A 21845-nucleotide genomic window follows, 5' to 3' on the forward strand; every position below is an offset into this window, starting at 1 on the left:
GAGGTAGAGTGACTCAGGAGACAAAACCGACGACCACATGGATGTGGGAGGTAGAGTGACTCAGGAATTATAGGTGGTAACAACTTGCTAAATTCTATTGTGGAAAATTTCAATTTTGAAGAAAAACAAATTAACCTTTGGGGTGCTTACGTTCGACATACTAAAAAGGGAAACTATTCTAGTTAATAACAAACTTACATAAACTCGACAACTCGCTAATGCATATTGAAATCTATGGTAATTTCCATAATGTCTGTTGTCCGTTTGCCATCATCCATAGCCGGCTTAAATTTCCACTTTTTCAGAGCATTTAGCGCTGATTTACGAAAAATTCTTTTGGGTTTTTCATCTATGACTTCGATATCTTCAGCTTCCCCCTTTTTATTGACAACAAAAATCACTGAAACGTAACCTTCTATTTGCCTTAAATAAGCCTCTCTAGGATATTTAGGCGAAACTTTTTTTATCACCTCTGAACTTTGAAATTCAGCAAAGGAAGAACTACTAAAAACACTCGCTGCAAGTAAGATAGTCTTAAATTTATTAGCTTGAAAAAAACGATACTTGTTCACAAAACGCGTCCCTATCATACAAGAGTGACTATTCCGTCATTAGTTTTTTGTAATTAAATGCTAATTTAGCACAATTTCAGATGTTAGCTTAATATGGTTTTTAACCTTAATAAAAATTTTAGGCATAAAAAAACCGTGTATTAAACACGGCTTTTTCAATTCTTATTTACTAATTACAATGTCGCTTCTTTATCTTCTGCTTCTTCATCTTTGATTTCAGCTTTTAATAACAACATGTCACGTAATTTTCCTTCGATCTCGTCAGCCATTGCAGTGTTCTCTTTTAAGAACTTAATGCAGTTAGCTTTACCTTGACCAACTTTATCACCGCCGTAGGCATACCAGGCACCAGCCTTATCTACCACGCCGTGCTTCACGCCAAGGTCAATCAACTCACCTTCTTTAGAAATGCCTTTGCCATACATAATAATAAATTCAGCTTGCTTAAATGGCGGAGCAACCTTGTTTTTGACAACCTTAACTCGCGTTTCGTTACCAATAACCTCATCACCTTCTTTAACCGAACCAATTCTACGAATGTCTAAACGAACTGAAGCGTAGAATTTAAGTGCGTTACCACCAGTTGTCGTTTCTGGGTTACCGAACATCACACCAATTTTCATACGAATTTGGTTAATGAAAATACATAACGTATTCGAACGTTTAATGTTACCTGTTAACTTACGTAATGCTTGAGACATCAAACGGGCTTGTAGACCCATGTGAGAGTCGCCCATGTCACCTTCAATTTCTGCCTTTGGTGTTAATGCTGCAACGGAGTCAACAATTAATACATCTACTGCACCAGAGCGAACTAGCATATCCGTAATTTCTAATGCTTGCTCACCGGTATCTGGTTGAGATACTAAGAGCTCAGCGACATTTACGCCTAATGCAGAGGCATAAATTGGGTCCAATGCGTGTTCTGCGTCAACAAACGCACAGGTTTTACCTTCTTTTTGCGCTTCCGCAATAACTTGTAACGTTAATGTTGTTTTACCTGACGATTCTGGACCATAGATTTCGATGATACGACCACAAGGTAAACCGCCTATACCAAGCGCGATATCCAGACCAAGTGAACCTGTTGAAATTGAGTCAATATCTAGCGCCTTGCTATCGCCTAGCTTCATGATTGAACCTTTACCAAATTGACGTTCAATTTGCTGTAAAGCTGCGCCTAACGCTTTTTCTTTATTCGCGTCCATCTTAATCTCCAAGAATTTGTTTTTATGCATTTCGTCATAACTTGCTGCAAAGTATACTGTATAATTAAACAGTATCAATAAAAATTTTTATTTATTTAAATATTTTCAGCCAACTAGCTCACAGGCCTTTGTTAACGCCACCTCAGTAGCTTTTTGTCGTATTTCACTTCGGTTACCTGAAAATGTAAAACACTGTGACCATACAGTACTTTTTTCAACTTGAGTACTGTCCCTTGTCGCAATCGCTAACCAAACTGTACCAACTGGCTTAAATTCTGTACCGCCACCTGGGCCTGCTATACCACTAACGGCAATTGCCACATTAGCATTAGCTGCATTTAGCGCGCCCTTTGCCATCTCGTGAACGGTTTCATCCGATACCGCGCCATAAGTATTTAACGTCTCGGTATTAACACCGACCAACCTATGTTTCGCTTCGTTTGAGTAAGTTACATAGGCACAATCAAAATATCCCGAGCTCCCTGCAACCTCTGTTATTGCGTTGCTTATACCGCCACCGGTACAGGATTCAACGGTCGTTATCTTCCAACCTTTGGCTAACAATAAGTCACCTAATAATTGACTCTGTTTGTATATTTTGTTTTCCATTTGGATACCTCATGTTTTGTCAGTAAATTTAGCAAGACAGACGGTTTTTGATCTGGGACAATGTTCGATATCATAGACTAAATCACTATTCTGTTAACGCTTTTATGACCGATATTTACAGCCCTGAAAACATCTCGCAACAAACTCCAATGATGAAACAATATTTGTCGATGAAAAAAGATCATCACGAAATTTTGTTGTTTTACCGAATGGGCGATTTTTACGAACTCTTTTTTGACGATGCAAAAAAAGCCGCCGAGTTACTTGATATATCGTTAACCAAACGAGGTACGTCTTCTGGGCAACCTATTCCTATGGCCGGCGTACCTTATCATGCGGTCGATAATTATTTGTCGCGTCTAGTGCAAATGGGAGAGTCAGTCGCCCTATGTGAGCAAATTGGTGACCCAGCGACAAGTAAAGGTCCTGTCGAACGCAAAGTGGTAAGAATCGTTACCCCTGGCACCGTTAGTGATGAAAATCTATTAAATGAGCGGGCTGATAACCTAATTTGCTCAGTTTATTCATCTTCCACTAAGTCAGGTGAACAATTTGGTATCGCTTATCTGGATATTAACAGTGGTCGATTTTTAATAAACCAGTTTGACCAAATCGCGGATCTAAGTGCCACCCTGACACGTCTTTCCCCAGCAGAGTTGTTATTTCCTGAGAGTTTTCCGCATCTGAGCTTATTACAATCCATTAAGGGAACTCGCAGACGTCCCGACTGGGAATATGATTTACAAACCAGCGAACGCGTTTTAGCACAACAATTTAAAACAAAAGACCTTGCGGGCTTTGGCGTAACTAATGCACCTGTTGCCATTTGCGCTGCGGGTTGTTTGATGCAATACGTAAAAGACACTCAGCGTACTGCTTTGCCACATATCCGTGCGGTAGTTTTGGAATCTATTGAAGATACAATAATTTTGGATTCAGCTACGCGCCGTAATCTAGAGTTAACGCAAAATCTAAGTGGTGGGCAGGAAAATACCTTGTCACAGGTATTAGATAAAACATCAACGTCAATGGGAAGCCGACTTCTAAAGCGTTGGATCCACCTACCACGCCGCAATCACAGTGAAATAAATGCTCGACTAGAAGCCGTTGAACACATATATAACAAGGCTAATTACGACGAATTTTCTGACATATTAAAACAAATAGGTGATATTGAACGAATTGTTGCCCGCCTTGCGCTTCGTTCGGCTCGACCTCGGGATTTAGCACGTCTACGAAGTGCAATATTGGTTTTTCCTGCCTTAAAGGCCTTGGTAAGTGATGCGACCGCACTACGATTTAAAGCACTTAACAACCAAATTCAAACGTTTCCTGAGCTATCTGATTTACTACAAAAGGCGATTATTGATAATCCACCGGTACTTATTCGAGACGGTGGCGTTATTGCACCGGGTTACAACGACGAATTAGATGAATGGCGAGAACTCAGTGCTGGCGCAACTCGATTTGTTGAGCAATTGGAAATATCCGAACGTGAACGCACAGGAATTAGCACACTAAAAGTCGGCTACAATCGAGTGCACGGCTTTTACATTGATATAAGTAAAGCGTACTCAGATAAAGTGCCATCGGAGTACATTCGTCGTCAAACATTAAAAAACAACGAACGTTATATTATTCCAGAGTTAAAGGAACACGAAGAGAAAGTCCTGAGCAGTCAAAGTAAAGCATTAGCGCTTGAAAAACGTTTATATGAAGAATTGCTCGAACACCTAGCGACATTGATTGAGCCTTTACAGTTGGCGTCTGACGCAATTGCCCAAATCGATGTATTAAACAATTTTGCAGAACGCGCCGATGCCTTAAATTACGCAAAACCAGAATTGGTCGAAGGTCGCTTTGTTAAAATCGAAGGCGGTCGTCACCCGGTTGTTGAACAAGTCATGACAGAACCTTTCATTGCAAACCCTGTGGAACTCGACCAGCAAAACCACCTAGCGATTATCACAGGGCCAAATATGGGCGGTAAATCAACCTACATGCGCCAAATCGCACTGATTTGTTTGCTTGCTAATATAGGTAGTTTTGTTCCTGCTGAGCGTGCACAAATTGGTAATATTGACAGGATATTTACCCGTATCGGTGCATCCGATGATCTGGCTTCTGGCCGTTCAACCTTTATGGTTGAGATGACGGAAACTGCGAACATAATGCATAATGCGACGCCTAATTCATTAGTGCTAATGGATGAAATTGGCCGCGGGACAAGTACCTACGACGGTCTAAGTTTAGCTTGGGCCTGTGCCCAGCATCTTGCTAATAAGATTGGCGCACTAACGCTTTTTGCCACCCATTATTTTGAACTGACACAATATGCAGAACAACAAAAAGGCGTATTTAATGTTCACCTCGATGCCCATGAACACGGTGACGACATCGTCTTTATGCATCAAGTTCAACCTGGCGCTGCGAGTAAAAGCTTTGGGATACAAGTGGCTAAACTTGCGGGTCTACCACCAGAAATACTTACTTTTGCAAAAGCCAAACTGCACTATTTAGAATCGAATAACATTCCTACCGGCGCAACCCCGACCTCTGCGGACAACCAAGTTCCACAGATGCCATTATTAGTCATGGAGCAGTCTGAGGTTGTCGATATTTTAAATCAAACCGATATCGATGAGTTGTCACCGCGCCAAGCATGGCAATTGATATTAGAATTAAAGCAAAAGATAAAATAGAACATCTTACTATTGCCATTTAACGGTTAAAGCTAACTTTTAATTGAGGCATAAAAAAGGCCCGACCAAAATAACATTTTGTGTCGGGCCTTTTTACTTCTATGTATACGATTCACATAATTAATAGATCATTCAGCGAAACTTAGTATATTTTTCCGGAAGCTTGCTCTGGCTTTGGTTCTATTCGACTCGGTGTAATCGTCCCATCATTTATTCCCTCAGAAAATAGCTTTATGGTATTCACTACGTTATTCATCGATTCAAGATTTAGCGTTGAAACGTCATCGGTCACTTGATGATAATGGATATCTTTATCTAATTGTGTTGTAGAGAACGAATGAGCAGGCACGCCAAACTTAGCTAAAGAGGCGTTGTCCGAGCGATAAAACAATCTTTGATCTGGATACGGATCTGCATGAACTTTGATGCCTTCTGGCTCCAAATAGTTATTAATGAGCGTCATAAAATTAGAACGCTTAGGACCCGTAATCCAAGTAATACCTGGACCAAACTTTGATGGTTTACCTATCATTTCAATATTAACCATGGCAATAATTTTTGCCGGATCCAATTGTTTTGAAAAAAACTTAGAACCAAAACCACCAATTTCTTCACCCGAAAAGGCTGAAAATATTAACGTGCGTTTGTTTTTGTTTTGCGCCGCAAATTGCGCTGCTAAATTAATAACGGCGGAAGTTCCAGATGCATTGTCGTCAGCACCATTAAAAATTCTATCCTTATCTGCACTGCTACTTTGGTCTTCAGGCATCATACCTAAATGGTCATAATGAGATGAATATAATACATACTCATCTTTCAACTCTTGCCCAGGCAATACACCCACAACATTAAATAATTCTTTTATCTCCAACTTAACTTCTGCGTCGGCAACGGCCGATTTTACTGAAGTGAGATCTGTTAGAACCAAAAAGAGAGTCCCTCGCTCACTTAGACTTTTTTTCGTTAATCCACGGGAGAAATAATTTCGATAAATGTTAAACCATTTCACATGGCTATTGTCGATTAGTACTAAGTGGTTACCACCTAACATATTCAGCTGGCGCAATTCAGTTTTCAGTTCTTGCCCTGGCCCTACATGCGTAACGGATAACATATCCAAATTAAACGAACTGTCACCATCCGCCGTACTGACAACCGCCAAATTTACGCCGTCGATTACCGTATTGTTCAGTTTTAAATTCGCTTCTGTTACCGCATATTTATAAACAGGAACAGCCTGTAAAAATGATTTTTCGCCCCGAAAAGGCTTCAGTCCGATTTCTTTAAATCGGTTTTGGATATAATCTGCAGCGACGTCAATTTCAGGACTAAAATTGGCTCGACCTTTTAAGTCATCAGACGCGAGATACGTCAGGTCTGCTAGTAATTCATCTTGATATTTATCTTGTGCTGAGGCATCACTTACAAAAAAAACAAACGCCATTAAGAGAAAAGAAAATTTAGTCATTAGTATCCTTGAAATTAACATCTTAAAATTGGTGATTCTAATACGATTAGAGTTAAACAACGCCAATAAAAACTCATCTAATAGAGCGATATCGGCAATAAATTGGAAACATTAAAAAAGCCAGCGGGTTGGCCGCTGGCTTTAATTAAAAACATTAGGTTTTACACTTCGACTTTAAACAAGGATTCCATGTTAAGGCCTTCATGAGTCGCCATGTCCCGCAAACGACGTAACGCTTCAACTTGGATCTGCCTAACACGTTCGCGCGTTAAGCCAATTTCTTTACCCACATTTTCAAGTGTCGAAGGTTCATAACCCAACAGACCAAATCGACGAGCCAAAACTTCACGTTGTTTTGGATTAAGTTGCTCTAACCAGCTAACAATATTGTCGTTTATATCATCATCCGTCGTTTTAACTTCAGGGCTCTTGCCTCTGTCGTCCGCTATAATATCTAACAAGACTTTATCCGAGTCACCACCGATTGGTGTGTCGACAGAGCTAATGCGCTCGTTTAAACGTAACATCTTAGAAACGTCTTCTACTGGGCGATCTAGAGTTGCTGCTATTTCTTCTGCTGTAGGTTCGTGATCGAGTTTTTGGGCAAGCTCTCGCGCCGTACGTAAATAAACATTTAGTTCTTTCACCACATGTATAGGCAAACGAATCGTTCGTGTCTGATTCATTATCGCGCGTTCAATTGTTTGTCTAATCCACCAGGTCGCGTAAGTAGAGAAACGGAATCCACGTTCTGGGTCGAATTTTTCCACTGCTCGAATTAAACCTAAATTACCTTCTTCGATTAAATCTAATAGAGCTAAACCACGATTATTGTAACGACGGGCAATTTTAACAACGAGTCGTAAATTACTTTCGATCATACGCTTGCGGGAGGCATCGCATCCTCTTAAGGCTTTGCGAGCAAAAAAGACTTCTTCTTCGGCGGATAGTAATGGTGAAAATCCAATTTCACTAAGATAGATTTGAGTGGCGTCTAAGTTTTTTGGCTGGTCGGCTTTCGCTACAACTTCTTCCTTTTCTTCCTTTGCGACATCTTCAATGTCATTAATGTCAGGTTCGACTAATTCTAATAGGTCAACTTTTGCGTCCGTTTCGATGTTTTTAACACTAGTTTGGCTCATACACGCCTCCAATTTACCCTTCAGTGGATCATCCAGGTGTTGAAATCGAGTGCTTAACGTTTTGGAAGGTACTTAAGTGGATTAACAGAACGGCCACGGAATCGGATTTCAAAATGCAAACGCACTCGATCAGATCCGGATTTTCCCATCTCTGCAATCACTTGACCTGCCTTAACCCAATCTTGTTCTTTCACTTTTAGTGAACGATTGTGAGCGTAAGCACTCAAATAATCATTGTTATGTTTGACAATAATTAAATTGCCATAACCTCGAAGCGCACTGCCAGCGTAAACCACTTTGCCGTCTGCTGCAGCAATAATGGAGTCACCTTCTTTTCCACCAAAATCGAGTCCTTTGTTGCCATTTACACGGCTTGAATAAGTCTCAATTATTTTTCCCTTACTAGGATACCGCCAATTGCGGATCTTACTAGGGAACGGATCTTTATTAGCTTTTTGTGTATCTCTATGATCCTGTTGTTTTTTACCGTACTCCTCTGACTTTTCTTTTGCAATAAGTTTTTTGTTATTTTTTCCTAAACTGTCTACTACGCCCACTATAACCTGCTTTGGTGGTTCAGCTTTATTAACGACTGCTTTGGGGTTAATGATTAACTTTTGGCCCGGGTAAATATTGAATGGTTTATCTATTTTATTTATTTGAGCCAAATACCGAAAGTCTTGCCCAGAACGCCATGCGATTGAATAAAGGGTTTCACCCTGTTTAACTTCGTACGTGTCGTCAGACAAAGTATTGCGATAAGAAGGTAAATAGCTTACCCCCGCGTCGCTTATGTCCGCGATAGGTGCAGGCGCTTTTCGACTCGTGCAACTCGTTAAAATTAAAAACGATATTAGGGCGACTACGACTATTTTCATTAGAATAATTGTTTATATCCGATCAAACCTACGATTAGCACAATCACTAACCAACCTAAAAAGTCCACGTATTCGCGGATCTTATGTTCCATTTTTTCGCCACCAAAATACAAGATCCCAGCAACCAAAAAGAATCGCATGCCGCGACCAATGGCAGAGGCAAATACAAATGGCCAAAACGCCATCGATAACATACCAGCGCTTACTGTAAATAATTTGTATGGAATTGGGGTAAATCCGGCAACAAACACAACTAGCACGCCATATTCGCTAAAATAGTTAACTATTGTTTCGAACTTACTTTGGTAACTCATCATTTCAATAAAAGGTAAAACAACTGGCTCGTATAAATACGCACCAAGGAAATAACCGACAATACCACCAATTACAGAACTAATACTGGTTATTGACGCAAAATACCACGCTTTTTTAGGTTGACTCAAAACCATTGGAGCCAACATAACATCTGGTGGGATTGGGAAAAATACGGATTCAGCAAAGGTTAAAACCGCTAAATATGCCGTCGCATATTTGTGTTTTGCCCACTTCAAACATGTATCGTAAAGCGTTGTAAATATTTTCACTAAATGGTTGCTCCTGCCACTAATGGAACAAACTTAGCGGGTTCTAAAATAGTTTCGACGAACGTATCGCCATTCCGGACAATTTTAACAAGATGTTGGACACGTTCACCAACCGGTAATATCAAAATACCACCATCTTTTAATTGTTGTTTCAACGCGGGTGGAACTTCATTAGGTGCCGCTGTCACTATGATGGCATCAAATGGGGCTTTTGACTCCCAGCCTTGCCAACCGTCACCATGCTTCATTTGCACGTTGTAAATATCAAGCTGCTGTAACTTACGTTTGGCATTTAGTTGTAAGTTTCTGATCCGCTCTACAGAAAAGACTTTATCAAATACTTTACCTAAAATGGCTGCCTGATACCCAGAACCGGTGCCAATTTCCAATACATTGGTTTCGACATTATGTTCAACCAAAAGTTGCGTCATTTTTCCAACAATATATGGCTGTGAAATTGTCTGACCCTGGCCAATAGGCAAAGCGGTATTTTCATAGGCTTTATGTGCCAGCACAGATTCAATAAAGAAGTGTCTTGGAACCTCAGACATAGCGTTTAGAACACTGTCATTGGTAACACCTAAAGTTTTTAATTGGCTGACCAGTGCGCCACCACTTCGTGCAAATTGATTCATATTAAATTTCTAATTGTTTAACCCAGTTCGCAACAGTTTCTAAACTGTCGTATGCCGTCATATCAATTTTTAATGGTGTAATTGATACCTTATTTAGTGAGATGGCGTAAAAGTCAGTACCTTCACCCGCATCTAATTCTCTGCCAAGTTCACCGTACCAATAAATATCCCGTCCCCATGGATCTTGCTGTTTTTGCATCATTTCAGCTTTATGTCTGCGACCTAAACGCGTCACCTCAAAGCCTGCAATATCTTCATAAGGTAAGTCAGGTACATTGACATTTAAGATCTGATCAGAAGGTATCGGATTTTTAATAATGTTCTCAACTACATCACGGGCAACTCTAGCAGCACTTTTAAGGTTATTTTCATTGCGACTCACCAACGACATAGCAACCGCTGGTAAACCTAAATGACGTCCTTCCGCAGCGGCAGAAACCGTACCACTGTAAAATGTATCATCGCCTAAATTGGCACCATGATTAACTCCAGCTACCACTATATCGGGTTGTGTTTTCATCAATTGGTTAATGGCAAGATGAACACAATCTGTAGGAGTGCCGTTTACACTATAAAAGCCATTTTTATGTTTGTGCAAACGCAGTGGATTGGTCAACGTTAATGAACTGCTGGCACCGCTTAGATTTCTATCTGGCGCGACAACTGTAACTTCGCCCAGTGTAGAAAGCGCTTCATATAACGCTTCTAATCCCGGAGCATGCACACCATCATCATTACTGACTAGTATTTTCACGTTCTAATATCCTTATACATTCGCGAATAACAGAGGTCGCAAATGTGCCACTCGGCAATTCAAAACTAAGGCTTATATTGTCGCCACTTTGAGTATGTTTTACATTTTGTGGATATAACCACAGCGCCCTGCGTTCTTGTTTGAGGCCATTATCGACCAGCAGCTTTACCCATTTAGGATGTTGGGTAGCAATGTCGTTTTCAAGCGTTTGAACGTCCCCTTTTGACAACATCTCGCCGTCACCAAACATAGGACCTGTTAAGTAGATGTCTTTTTCAGCTAAACGTTGATGAATTTCAGGAGCCAATGGTTGTTGAAAATAAGAGTTGCTGCCAGCTAATTCAAAAACATCGCCCTCTATTGCAGTTACCTCTGGGTTACCTGCAAGTCGAGCACTGAGTACCTCATTAAATAAAAATGAACGTGCGCCCGATAGACCGAAACCTTTGACTTTTTTATCACGGATTGCTTCGCCGTCTGCCATCCTATTAGCCCAATTTAGGTTATTTCCCTTAAATCCAAAACGTTGCTCTCCAAAATAATTAGGAACACCGTGCTCAGCAATATGGGTCAATCGACGTTGGACATCTGCAATGTCAGACACAGATTTAAGTTGAATATCAAACTGGTTGGATTTTAACGAACCGACTTTAAGCTTTCGGTTGTGACGAATCGTTTGTAGCAGTTTAATATTAGGTGTTTCAACACCTGTTAGGTCTGGTTCTTGTTTAACGTTCATTTGAATCGAAAACCACTGCCGAGTAATGGCGTGTTTGTCCTTTAAACCAGCGTAACCCACATCACGTAAACGTCGTTGCAGAACTTTAGCTAAATGCATACACACTTGCTGCGTATTCATTGAGGTTTTTTCAATTAACAAATACAGGTTTTCACCTTCACCCGTTAGGTCATAACCTAATTTTTCGGTGACGATAAAGTCCTCTGGTACGTCTTTAAAAATTGCCGTTGCGGTAGGTTGTCCGTACGCATATTGCCAATGGTCTAAACGCCAATCTTTAAAATGGGGGGATTCGCTCATTCTGTTCCAACTTTAGTTTTAAACATGAGTACTGACGCTTGAACGCCAATGCCTTCTTTACGACCTTGAAAACCGAGTTTCTCAGTTGTAGTGGCTTTAACCGATACTTGAGAAACGTCCACAAGTAAATCTTCTGCTAAACATTTACGCATGTTTTCGATATGAGGCGCCATTTTTGGCGCTTCCGCAATAATAGTCAGGTCACAGTTACCCACTACAAAATCTAGCTCATTCACTAATTTCACAACATGGCGTAATAATATTCGACTATCGATGTTGTCGTACTGATCAGCCGTATCTGGAAAATGCTTGCCAATATCTCCTAACGCCAATGCGCCGAGAATAGCATCACATAATGAATGAATAGCGACGTCGCCGTCAGAGTGCGCCACAAAACCTTGTTCATATGGGATCTTGACCCCTGCAAGCACGATAGGCCCGTTTCCACCAAATTTATGTACGTCGTAGCCGTTTCCAATCCTAATATTCATCACTCTTCACTTTGTAAAAATAATTGCGCTAATTCTAAGTCGTCTGGCTCAGTAATTTTGATATTTCGAGCACTGCTGGCCACTAGCAAAACCCGCTTGTTGTTTAACTCTAGTGCCGAGGCTTCATCAGTTACTGCAGAGTTTACTAATCCATCCTGCAGTTGACTAACAAGTGCCGTTTCTAATGATTTAATATCGCTGCATTGCGGTGTTAACGCGTGCCACAAGTCTGTTCTTGGAACAGTATGGTCAACCGAAACTGAATCCGGTTTTGCTCGTTTCATTGTATCTTTAACGCGTACCGCTAAAATTCCTGCTGACTGCTGCGCTACGCATTGGTGGTACAGTTCAATAATGTCTCGTTCTAAAACACATGGTCGCGCTGCGTCGTGCACCATAACCCAAGACAAATCGAGTTCTGACGCAAACCTAATGCCACTTAACACGGAATCAGCTCGTTCTTTTCCGCCGATAACCGTTTTCACCTTAGGGTGATGAGCAATTGACAGAGTTGAAAATACGGTGTCGTCTGCCGACAGCGCTAAAATAATACTATGAACAAAAGGTAACTCGATGAATTTGTTAATCGTTTGTTCTATAACGGTTAGACCATTTAAGGTTAAATATTGTTTTGGTACTTCCGATAACATTCGTTTACCAGTGCCAGCTGCCGGGATAACAACTGCCAAACTCGGCAATGGTTCAGTCATGGATTAATTATCCTCTCGTTTTGGTACTACACGAAAGAAGGTTTCATTCTCTCTAATCATGCCAAGCTCGTTGCGAGCACGCTCTTCAATTCCCTCAAGTCCAACACTAAGATCTTTTACGTCCGCAGCAATGAGTTCATTTCGTTTAATTAATTGTTCGTTGTCATGTTTTAATTTTGTTACTTCTTTACGATGCGAATTGTAAAAATCCACACCATTGTGACCAAATACGAGTCGGTACAATAGTAAGGAAGCTAATACTAATAACAAAAAATTAATTAGGCGCACGCTTTGCAAATCTAAAGGTTAGTCATAACGCTATTATGCAAACGATTTACGAATATAGAAAGAGGGGTTTACATATTCAGGGATAATAATTTGTGAAATTGCTGCCAATTGATCCGACTAGCCAATAACATTTCACGCAAACTCAATAATCTTGGAGTTGTTTTGTGTAGATTAAGCCATTGATGGCCACAACATGCCGCAGACATTATTGGTTTACCCAACTTTAATAGTGTTTTGTTGTAGAGCCTATTGGGTTCGAGTTGCTGGCCGTTAAATTGAAACCAACCTTGTTCATTGCAATGTAATCGTTTTTGGTCCCAATCAATCTCGTCAATGGTATCGAGCTTTACTTGTTCAATTCCATAATGACTTACTGCGACAGGAACAATGAGTGCCATTTTGGCATGTTGCTGATAATACATTTCCGTTTTTTCTGGGGCGGCTTTTATCGAGAACGGCTTTGCCGATTGTGTACCTAGCCAAGAGCCATTTTGGCTGTCTAAATCGAGCGGAGTGTATAGTTCGGCGATATGCTCCGACGCTCGTTTGATATAGTAAGGTAAAGACCGAAGTCTTTTTTGAATTGTCTGTAAATCTAACCCTTCGTCTTGGGATAAACGTTTAAGCTCACGTTCATACAAGGCGTTAGCAAGCTCAGACAAAACCTGATGGTTTGTTCTTTGTTGCCATAAGTTGGGTTGATTGTCAGGCGTCTTCATGTCAGAAATATAACGCTATATCGAAAAAATACCAAGAAACAAAAAAGGGGAATCACAATGAATTCCCCTTTTTAAGATTATCGAGCCAGTATAATTACTGACCTTTAATTTCACTTAGGCCGTTATAAGCAACATCGCCTAACTGTTCTTCGATACGTAACAATTGGTTGTACTTAGATACACGGTCTGAACGACATAGAGAACCAGTCTTAATTTGACCAGCCGCTGTACCAACTGCTAAATCAGCAATCGTTGAGTCTTCAGTTTCACCGCTACGGTGAGAGATAACAACGGTATATCCCGCTTCTTTAGCCATACGAATAGCTTCAAGCGTTTCAGTTAAAGTACCAATTTGGTTAAACTTGATAAGGATAGAATTACCAACACCCTTTTCAATGCCTTCACGCAAAATCTTAGTATTTGTAACGAATAAGTCGTCACCAACTAACTGTACTTTTTCACCGATTTTGTCAGTAAGAAGTTTCCAGCCATCCCAATCAGACTCATCAAGACCGTCTTCGATTGAAACAATTGGGTATTTTTCGCTAAGTTCGGCTAAGTAGTCACAGAAACCAGCTGAATCGAATTCTTTCCCTTCGCCTTTAAGGTTGTAGATACCGTCTGAATAGAATTCAGAAGCAGCACAATCTAGGGCTAAAGTTACGTCTTCATTTAGTTTGTAACCAGCGCGTTCAACCGCGATTTCAATGATAGCTAATGCTTCTTCATTTGATGCTAAGTTTGGCGCAAATCCACCTTCGTCACCAACTGCGGTATTAAGACCTTTTTCGCTTAATACTGATTTTAAGTTGTGGAAGATTTCAGCACCCATACGTAGTGCTTCTTTAAATGATTTAGCAGAAACAGGTTGCACCATGAATTCTTGAATATCAACGTTATTGTCAGCATGTTCGCCGCCGTTAAGAATATTCATCATAGGTACAGGCATAGAGTATTCACCCTTAGTGCCATTTAACGCTGAGATGTGTTCAAACAGAGCTACACCGTTTTCTAGCGCTGCAGCTTTAGCATTTGCAAGAGAAACCGCTAAGATTGCATTCGCACCTAATGTTGCTTTGTTTTCTGTGCCGTCTAAATCCAACATTAGTTGGTCGATAGCAACTTGCAATTGAGCGTCGTTACCGATTAATACCGGAGCAATTTTATCATTGATGTTAGCAACAGCTAATTCAACGCCTTTACCCATATAACGGCCTTTGTCTCCGTCGCGTAATTCTAATGCTTCACGTGAACCAGTTGATGCGCCACTTGGTGCAGCTGCACGGCCAACAGCGCCTGATTCCAGATATACATCTGCTTCTACAGTCGGGTTACCGCGTGAGTCCATGATCTCACGACCAATGATTTTAACAATTTGAGACATTCCCAATTCCTTAACTTGTTGTGAAGTGAAACGCAGCCAACAGACTGCATTCTAAGTTTTATTTATTTTTTGCGTAGTCGCCCGCAGCACCGACAAACCCTTCAAACAAAGGATGCCCGTCACGAGGCGTAGACGTAAACTCTGGATGGAATTGACCCGCGACAAACCAAGGATGTCCTGGGATTTCTATCATTTCCACCAGTTTCTTATCTTCTGACAACCCTCCAAAAACTAAACCAGCTTTCTCGAGTTGTTCAATATAGTTATTATTTACTTCATAACGATGACGATGACGTTCAACGATCCATTCGCTGCCGTAAACCTCACGCGCTTTTGAATTTGGTTTCAAGAAACAACGTTGTGCACCTAAACGCATAGTTCCGCCTAAGTCTGAAGTTTCAGTACGCGACTCAATTTGACCTTCTTTGTCTAACCATTCAGTTATCAAACCAACAACCGGAAACGGTGTTTCAGGGTCAAATTCAGTTGAGTGGGCGCCTTCAAGTCCCGCAACATTTCGTGCGAACTCAATTAATGCAACCTGCATTCCTAAACAAATCCCTAAATATGGAATTTTGTTTTCACGGGCATACTGCGCGGCTAACATTTTGCCTTCTGTACCACGTTCACCAAATCCACCAGGAACTAAGATCGCGTCTAGATCTTTTAAAATGCCAGCCCCTTTTACTTCAACATCTTGAGCATCAACATATTGAATATTTACCGACAGACGGTTTTTAAGGCCCGCATGCTTTAAGGCTTCGTTTACAGATTTATAGGCGTCTGGTAATTCAACATACTTACCAACCATACCGATGTTAACTTCACCGTTTGGATTTGATTCTGAATATAAAACTTGTTCCCACTCAGTTAAGTCTGCTTCTGGAACATCAATGTGGAAACGACGACAAATAAGTTGGTCGAGTCCCTGCGACTTTAACAACGCCGGAATTTGATAAATTGAGCTAACGTCTTTTAAGCTAATAACGGCTTTTTCTTCAACGTTAGTGAACAAAGCAATCTTAGAACGTTCGTTAGCTGGAATTGCACGGTCAGAACGACAAATCAAAATATCAGGCTGGATACCAATCGAACGTAGTTCTTTTACGGAATGTTGAGTCGGTTTTGTTTTAATTTCACCAGCGGTTCCTAAATATGGAACAAGCGTCAAATGCATGTACATTGCATTATCACGACCAACTTCTACGCCTAACTGACGAATTGCCTCTAAGAATGGCTGTGATTCGATATCGCCGACAGTGCCACCAACTTCTACGATGGCAACATCCATGCCTTCAGCACCTTCAACAACACGACGCTTAATTTCGTTGGTAATATGAGGAATGACCTGAATCGTCGCGCCTAGGTAACCCCCACGGCGTTCTCTAGCCAATACATCTTGGTAGACACGTCCTTGAGTGAAATTGTTTTTCTTCGTCATTTTGGTACGAATAAAACGTTCATAGTGACCTAAGTCTAGATCTGTTTCCGCGCCGTCCTCGGTCACAAAAACTTCACCATGCTGAATTGGGCTCATAGTGCCAGGGTCAACGTTGATGTACGGGTCGAGTTTTAACATGGTAACTTTTAAACCACGAGATTCCAAAATTGCAGCTAGGGACGCCGCAGCAATACCCTTACCCAATGAAGAAACAACACCACCAGTTACGAAAATATATCGAGTAGTCATACTAGCCTTAAAAAAATAGATTGCGATATGTGCTCATCCCAAAAACAAAAAAAACCGCTTGAACAAATATTCAGCGATGAAAGTTTTTTTATTTCAGATGATTGTCAGGACGGGGTGAAAGTATACCAAACGAACACAAATCCAACAATCTAGGATCGACCCTTAATTTATTTTTTTCTTACCCAATTGTACTTTTTATGAGCCACAATTGAAAAATGGCTTGTTTTTACCCAAGCCATTTAATTTTACTAACCAACGAGTGCTAATAATATACCGGCAGCTACAGCTGACCCAAGCACACCAGCAACGTTTGGTCCCATTGCATGCATTAATAAGAAGTTGTGTGGATTTGCTTCCAGACCAACTTTATTTACCACTCGCGCTGCCATCGGAACCGCAGATACACCCGCAGCACCAAGCAACGGATTGATCGGTTCTTTACTAAACTTACCTAATACTTTGGCCATCATAACGCCGGCTGCTGTACCGATACTAAATGCAACAGCCCCTAATGCTAAAATACCTAACGTATCAACGGTCAAGAATTTATCTGCACTCAACTTAGAACCAACAGCCAAACCTAAGAAGATGGTAACGACGTTGATAAGTTCGTTTTGCGCTGTATTGCTTAAACGGTCAACAACACCACATTCTTTCATTAAGTTGCCTAGACAGAACATTCCGACAAGCGGAGCTGATGCTGGTAAGAACATTGCTGATAAAAATAATACTGCCAATGGAAATAATATTTTTTCTTTTTTAGACACCTGACGTAATTCCGCCATTTTGATTTTACGTTCTTCAACTGTCGTTAACGCTTTCATGATTGGAGGCTGAATAATTGGCACCAACGCCATATAAGAATATGCAGCTACCGCAATTGCACCTAACAAATCAGGGGCCAATTTAGACGCCAAGAATATTGCTGTCGGTCCATCAGCACCACCAATAATGGCAATAGCAGACGCATCTTGTAAGGTAAAGTCAAAACCAGGTATTAGGTTTAATAATATGGCACCAAACAAGGTCGCAAAAATACCAAACTGAGCTGCGGCACCGAGTAATAACATCTTAGGGTTCGCGATTAACGCCCCAAAGTCTGTCATGGCCCCCACTCCCATAAAGATTAGCAGCGGGAATACCCCCGTCTCTATTCCAATGTGGTAGATATAATATAAAAGTCCGCCTTCATCAGTAAAACCCGCCAATGGAATGTTAGCCAAAATGGCACCAAAACCAATAGGTAATAACAATAAAGGTTCAAAGCCTTTTGCAATCGCGAGATAGAGTAAGCCACAGCCTACTATCATCATCACAATTTGACCCATTTCAAAATTCGCAAGGGCCGTTGATGCCCATAGCGTATGCAATCCGTCCATTATATTACCCCAGAGTTAGCAAGACATCGCCGGTTGAAACCGAGTCGCCATCTTTGACATTGATTGAGGAAATAACACCACTTGATGCAGCTCGAATTTCAGTTTCCATTTTCATCGCTTCCATGATGATCACAACATCACCCTCTTGAACTGCGCTACCTTCAGAAACTAATAACTTGAAAATATTACCTGCTAGTGGCGCATTCAACGTTTCGCTGCCAGTTACTGCTGCGTGCTGTTTACCACTTTCATCAGATGGTCCTTTGCTTACCACTGAAGTCAACTCACCAGAAGGCGCTACAACCACTTCATAAACTTTACCATCGACTGAAACGCTATACGCTTCAGGTTCACCGTCTGCAACTGCCGGTTTAGATGACTTGGTTGATTCAACGTCACCAGTAGGGACTGGTTCAAATGCTTCAGGGTTATTGCGATTTTCTAAAAATTTCAGACCAATTTGTGGGAATAACGCATACGTTAAGACGTCGTCAATCTGGTCATCGGCTAGCGTAATATCTTTATCCGCTGCAATATTGGTTAATTCGTCAGTTAAAGACTCAAGCTCATCACTGATAACATCTGCTGGACGACACGTGATAGCGTCCGCACCGTCTAATACTCTAGCTTGTAGCTCAGCATTAACTGGCGCAGCAGTTGCGCCATATTCGCCTTTTAATACACCCGCAGTTTCTTTGGTAATTGACTTATAACGTTCACCAGTCAATACGTTTAAAACAGCTTGAGTACCTACTATTTGCGACGTTGGCGTTACCAAAGGAATAAAGCCTAGGTCTTCACGAACTCGTGGAATTTCTTTAAGTACTTCGTCAAACTTGTCTTCAGCACCTTGTTCTTTTAACTGGCCTTCCATGTTAGTTAACATGCCACCAGGAACTTGAGCTAACAAGATACGCGCATCTACGCCTTTCATGCTACCTTCAAACTTCGCGTACTTCTTACGAACATCACGGAAATAAGCGGCTATCTCAGCAAGTAATACAAGATCAAGGCCTGTATCACGTTCAGTGCCTTCAACAATAGCAACCATAGTTTCAGTTGCCGTATGGCCGTACGTCATACTCATTGAGCTAACGGCGGTATCTAACATATCAATACCAGCATCTATTGCTTTTTGGTACGTTGCGGTAGAAAGACCCGTGGTCGCATGGCATTGCATTGCAATCGGTAGGTCAACAGATTTTTTAAGGCCTAAAATTAATTCTTCACATTCATATGGTTTTAATAAACCGGCCATATCTTTAATACAGATAGAGTGACAACCCATATCTTCTAGACGCTTAGCCATGTCTAACCACATTTGGATATTATGAACTGGGCTTACTGTATACGAAATAGTGCCCTGAGCATGTGCGCCAACATCTACAGCAGATTTAACAGCTGTTTCTAAATTACGGATGTCATTCATTGCATCAAAAATACGGAATACGTCAACACCATTTTTATGAGCACGTTCTACAAACTTACGAACGACATCGTCAGCATAGTGGCGGTAACCTAAAAGATTCTGACCGCGCAATAACATTTGTTGCTTAGTATTTGGCATCGCCGCTTTTAATGCACGAATACGTTCCCAAGGATCTTCACCAAGATAACGGATACACGAATCGAAAGTCGCGCCACCCCAAGATTCTACAGACCAATAACCCGCTTTATCGAGTTTTTCAGCAATTGGTAGCATGTCATCTAAGCGCATACGAGTCGCTAGTAACGACTGGTGTGCGTCTCTGAGCACTAATTCTGTAAGTAATAATGGCTTTTTCATGTTCCGTCCTCTAATTGTTCTTTTTGCGATGTTGTTTAATGGCAGCGCTTATTGCTGCGACAACTTGTTGTGATGTATCGCCAGTAGCAGAGTGTGTATTTCTTCTTGGGGCGGGAGTTGACGTTTCCGGCTCTGGGAATGATTGAACAAAAGAGGTTAACCCTTTTGTTGCAAAAATCAGTATTGTTAAAAACACAAATACGACCGACATTCCGACCACCATAAGTATGCCTGCTTCTACTAAAAGCTCAGTAACATTCATAATCCAACCCTGTTGTATTTAATTAAACAATTTGATCTGGGTGCATATTATTCCACAATAAATGAATAAATAAGCAACGCCCAACGTAATCAAATTAGAGTATTAGCTCTTAAGTACCACAGAAAACGTTAGAAAGAAAAGTTATTTTTTCTAAATTGGTGCATAAAAGAGCTCGAATTCAGCGAATAAATATAGCTGAAAACCAGTAAAAATAAAGCTTTGACACAAATGGTCAGTCCATTTTACAAATTAGTAATAATGTAAAACCAAAATGAAGATCCGAGAATGAATATTAACCGTTCGTAAAGTAATATAATTTGGGGTAACTAAAATTACGGCTGTTATTTTTTTATACAAACTGTGATTGATAATTAAACAGGACTTTTGAGCCCAACAGTTTTCCAAACCCGAAATAGTATCCTAAACACTATGGCGTCTAAAATATACATCTCAAACCTATAAACTCGTCAACTAATCGTTATAGGTTAGTCGATTTTATACGAGGCGATACCGTGGACAACAAAATTATTTTTAAGCGTCTTTGTTATTGCTTATTGAAAATCAATAAAACCCAACAACAGACTGAATTCAAAGCTGTGAAAAAACGAGAAATTGGGTTATGGCGTAACAATGCGTATTAGAATTACAAAAATATTAGGGTGTTTAAGACATTTTGATATTGAATTAAGTTTGGAGTTAACGAATGAATACCGATGTGGTTTTTATACTGAGTGGGTTTTGTAGTGCGCTGCGTTGAGCGTTTAGAAATGTTTGGGGTGGTAATAAAAAGGTTGTTTCATGGCGCGCTCGGGAGGATTCGAACCTCCGACCGCCTGGTTCGTAGCCAGGTACTCTATCCAGCTGAGCTACGAGCGCGCAACAAGAAACAACGTTAAAAAATGGCGCGCTCGGGAGGATTCGAACCTCCGACCGCCTGGTTCGTAGCCAGGTACTCTATCCAGCTGAGCTACGAGCGCGCTATATCTTTAACACACATTGAATGGCGGAGAGGGGGGGATTCGAACCCCCGATAGGGCTACAAACCCTATACTCCCTTAGCAGGGGAGCGCCTTCAGCCTCTCGGCCACCTCTCCACTCAATGTGGATGCGTATAGTAATGATCTGAAAATATAAGTCAAACAAAAAATAACAAATAAATTACTGTCTGCTTTGATTTTGACCAATTTGAAAGTTTACCCATCAGATTGACGGATAATCAACCAAGTTTACATACAATTTAAAACGTTAAAATAAAAAAGCCGACTCAAGGTCGGCTAAATGCTTATTCCGCTTCTGAAGGTGTTCCACCTTTTTCAGCCTGAATTCGCATGTATATCTCTTCACGGTGAACCGCAACTTCTTTAGGGGCGTTAACACCAATTCTTACTTGGTTACCCTTTACACCTAATACAGTGACAGTGACTTCGTCACCAATCATTAATGTTTCACCAACACGACGAGTTAGTATAAGCATTATTAGCTCCTTATATGCTTGCTTATGTTACTTTCCAGAGGAAAGCCGTATATCCAGCAAAAAGCTGACGA

21 protein-coding genes and 3 tRNA genes are annotated in these 21845 nt (G+C 40.9%); 1 reads left to right on the forward strand and 23 read right to left on the reverse strand.

Translation table 11 applies throughout. The features are described from left to right. Nucleotides 1-215: 215 nt before the first annotated feature. The 3 genes from KO525_RS11345 to KO525_RS11355 form a co-directional block, all read right to left on the reverse strand. Nucleotides 216-572 (reverse strand): energy transducer TonB, encoded by a 357-nt coding sequence (locus KO525_RS11345; RefSeq protein WP_215963932.1) that lies wholly within the window; start codon nt 570-572, stop codon nt 216-218. 173 nt (nt 573-745) lie between these two features. Continuing rightward, on the reverse strand, nt 746-1780 hold the full coding sequence (recA, locus tag KO525_RS11350; RefSeq protein WP_215963933.1) for a recombinase RecA: 1035 nt from the start codon (nt 1778-1780) through the stop codon (nt 746-748). Between the two features lie 105 nt (nt 1781-1885). Continuing rightward, entirely contained in the window at nt 1886-2389 is a 504-nt protein-coding gene (locus tag KO525_RS11355) for a CinA family protein (RefSeq protein ID WP_215963934.1), read from the reverse strand. A gap of 104 nt (nt 2390-2493) precedes the next feature. On the opposite strand from KO525_RS11355, the gene mutS reads away from it, so the two are divergent. Next, the gene (gene mutS / locus KO525_RS11360; RefSeq protein ID WP_252736587.1) at nt 2494-5091 is read left to right on the forward strand and encodes a DNA mismatch repair protein MutS; all 2598 of its coding nucleotides are present in this window, start codon (nt 2494-2496) and stop codon (nt 5089-5091) included. Nucleotides 5092-5233: 142 nt separating this feature from the next. On the opposite strand, the gene KO525_RS11365 is transcribed toward mutS, so the two are convergent. From KO525_RS11365 to csrA, 20 genes are all read right to left on the reverse strand, one after another. Next, nucleotides 5234-6559, reverse strand: coding sequence for a M20/M25/M40 family metallo-hydrolase (locus tag KO525_RS11365; protein WP_215963935.1), 1326 nt, complete (start codon nt 6557-6559; stop codon nt 5234-5236). Nucleotides 6560-6720: 161 nt separating this feature from the next. Further along, nucleotides 6721-7701 carry an RNA polymerase sigma factor RpoS gene (gene rpoS / locus KO525_RS11370; protein ID WP_215963936.1) on the reverse strand — a complete coding sequence of 327 codons (981 nt, stop codon included), beginning with the start codon at nt 7699-7701 and terminating at the stop codon, nt 6721-6723. Between the two features lie 53 nt (nt 7702-7754). Next, nucleotides 7755-8579, reverse strand: coding sequence for a peptidoglycan DD-metalloendopeptidase family protein (locus tag KO525_RS11375; RefSeq protein WP_215963937.1), 825 nt, complete (start codon nt 8577-8579; stop codon nt 7755-7757). Next, nucleotides 8579-9163, reverse strand: a complete 585-nt coding sequence (locus tag KO525_RS11380; protein WP_215963938.1) for a YqaA family protein — start codon at nt 9161-9163, stop codon at nt 8579-8581. The genes KO525_RS11375 and KO525_RS11380 overlap by 1 nt, the downstream gene beginning before the upstream one ends. Continuing rightward, entirely contained in the window at nt 9163-9798 is a 636-nt protein-coding gene (locus KO525_RS11385) for a protein-L-isoaspartate(D-aspartate) O-methyltransferase (RefSeq protein ID WP_215963939.1), read from the reverse strand. The genes KO525_RS11380 and KO525_RS11385 overlap by 1 nt, the downstream gene beginning before the upstream one ends. A gap of 1 nt (nt 9799) precedes the next feature. Then, entirely contained in the window at nt 9800-10552 is a 753-nt protein-coding gene (gene surE / locus KO525_RS11390) for a 5'/3'-nucleotidase SurE (RefSeq protein WP_215963940.1), read from the reverse strand. Beyond that, complete coding sequence (truD, locus tag KO525_RS11395) at nt 10533-11591, reverse strand: tRNA pseudouridine(13) synthase TruD (RefSeq protein WP_215963941.1); 1059 nt, start codon at nt 11589-11591, stop codon at nt 10533-10535. The genes surE and truD overlap by 20 nt, the downstream gene beginning before the upstream one ends. Next, nucleotides 11588-12082 (reverse strand): 2-C-methyl-D-erythritol 2,4-cyclodiphosphate synthase, encoded by a 495-nt coding sequence (ispF, locus tag KO525_RS11400; RefSeq protein ID WP_215963942.1) that lies wholly within the window; start codon nt 12080-12082, stop codon nt 11588-11590. The genes truD and ispF overlap by 4 nt, the downstream gene beginning before the upstream one ends. Then, a complete protein-coding gene (gene ispD / locus KO525_RS11405) occupies nt 12082-12792 on the reverse strand; it encodes a 2-C-methyl-D-erythritol 4-phosphate cytidylyltransferase (protein WP_215963943.1) in 711 nt (236 codons plus the stop codon). Before ispD ends, ispF begins: the two co-directional genes overlap by 1 nt. Before the next feature lie 3 nt (nt 12793-12795). Then, on the reverse strand, nt 12796-13080 hold the full coding sequence (gene ftsB, locus KO525_RS11410; protein ID WP_215963944.1) for a cell division protein FtsB: 285 nt from the start codon (nt 13078-13080) through the stop codon (nt 12796-12798). Nucleotides 13081-13148: 68 nt separating this feature from the next. Next, on the reverse strand, nt 13149-13799 hold the full coding sequence (locus KO525_RS11415) for a hypothetical protein (RefSeq protein WP_215963945.1): 651 nt from the start codon (nt 13797-13799) through the stop codon (nt 13149-13151). A gap of 94 nt (nt 13800-13893) precedes the next feature. Then, on the reverse strand, nt 13894-15183 hold the full coding sequence (gene eno / locus KO525_RS11420; RefSeq protein WP_215963946.1) for a phosphopyruvate hydratase: 1290 nt from the start codon (nt 15181-15183) through the stop codon (nt 13894-13896). Nucleotides 15184-15241: 58 nt separating this feature from the next. Then, nucleotides 15242-16873 carry a CTP synthase gene (locus tag KO525_RS11425; RefSeq protein ID WP_215963947.1) on the reverse strand — a complete coding sequence of 544 codons (1632 nt, stop codon included), beginning with the start codon at nt 16871-16873 and terminating at the stop codon, nt 15242-15244. A 248-nt stretch (nt 16874-17121) separates the two neighbouring features. Then, entirely contained in the window at nt 17122-18252 is a 1131-nt protein-coding gene (locus KO525_RS11430; protein WP_215963948.1) for a sodium ion-translocating decarboxylase subunit beta, read from the reverse strand. Between the two features lie 4 nt (nt 18253-18256). Continuing rightward, nucleotides 18257-20038, reverse strand: coding sequence for a sodium-extruding oxaloacetate decarboxylase subunit alpha (gene oadA / locus KO525_RS11435; protein WP_215963949.1), 1782 nt, complete (start codon nt 20036-20038; stop codon nt 18257-18259). Nucleotides 20039-20048: 10 nt separating this feature from the next. Next, nucleotides 20049-20300, reverse strand: a complete 252-nt coding sequence (locus KO525_RS11440) for an OadG family protein (RefSeq protein ID WP_215963950.1) — start codon at nt 20298-20300, stop codon at nt 20049-20051. Nucleotides 20301-21099: 799 nt separating this feature from the next. After that, a tRNA-Arg gene (locus KO525_RS11445) sits at nt 21100-21176 on the reverse strand. 24 nt (nt 21177-21200) lie between these two features. After that, nucleotides 21201-21277: transfer RNA gene (locus KO525_RS11450), tRNA-Arg, on the reverse strand. 24 nt (nt 21278-21301) lie between these two features. Next, a tRNA-Ser gene (locus KO525_RS11455) sits at nt 21302-21394 on the reverse strand. 188 nt (nt 21395-21582) lie between these two features. Beyond that, complete coding sequence (csrA, locus tag KO525_RS11460) at nt 21583-21774, reverse strand: carbon storage regulator CsrA (RefSeq protein WP_215963951.1); 192 nt, start codon at nt 21772-21774, stop codon at nt 21583-21585. Nucleotides 21775-21845 lie beyond the last annotated feature (71 nt).

The sequence above is a fragment of the Psychrosphaera sp. B3R10 genome, assembly GCF_018861025.1.
GTDB lineage: Bacteria > Pseudomonadota > Gammaproteobacteria > Enterobacterales > Alteromonadaceae > Psychrosphaera > Psychrosphaera algicola.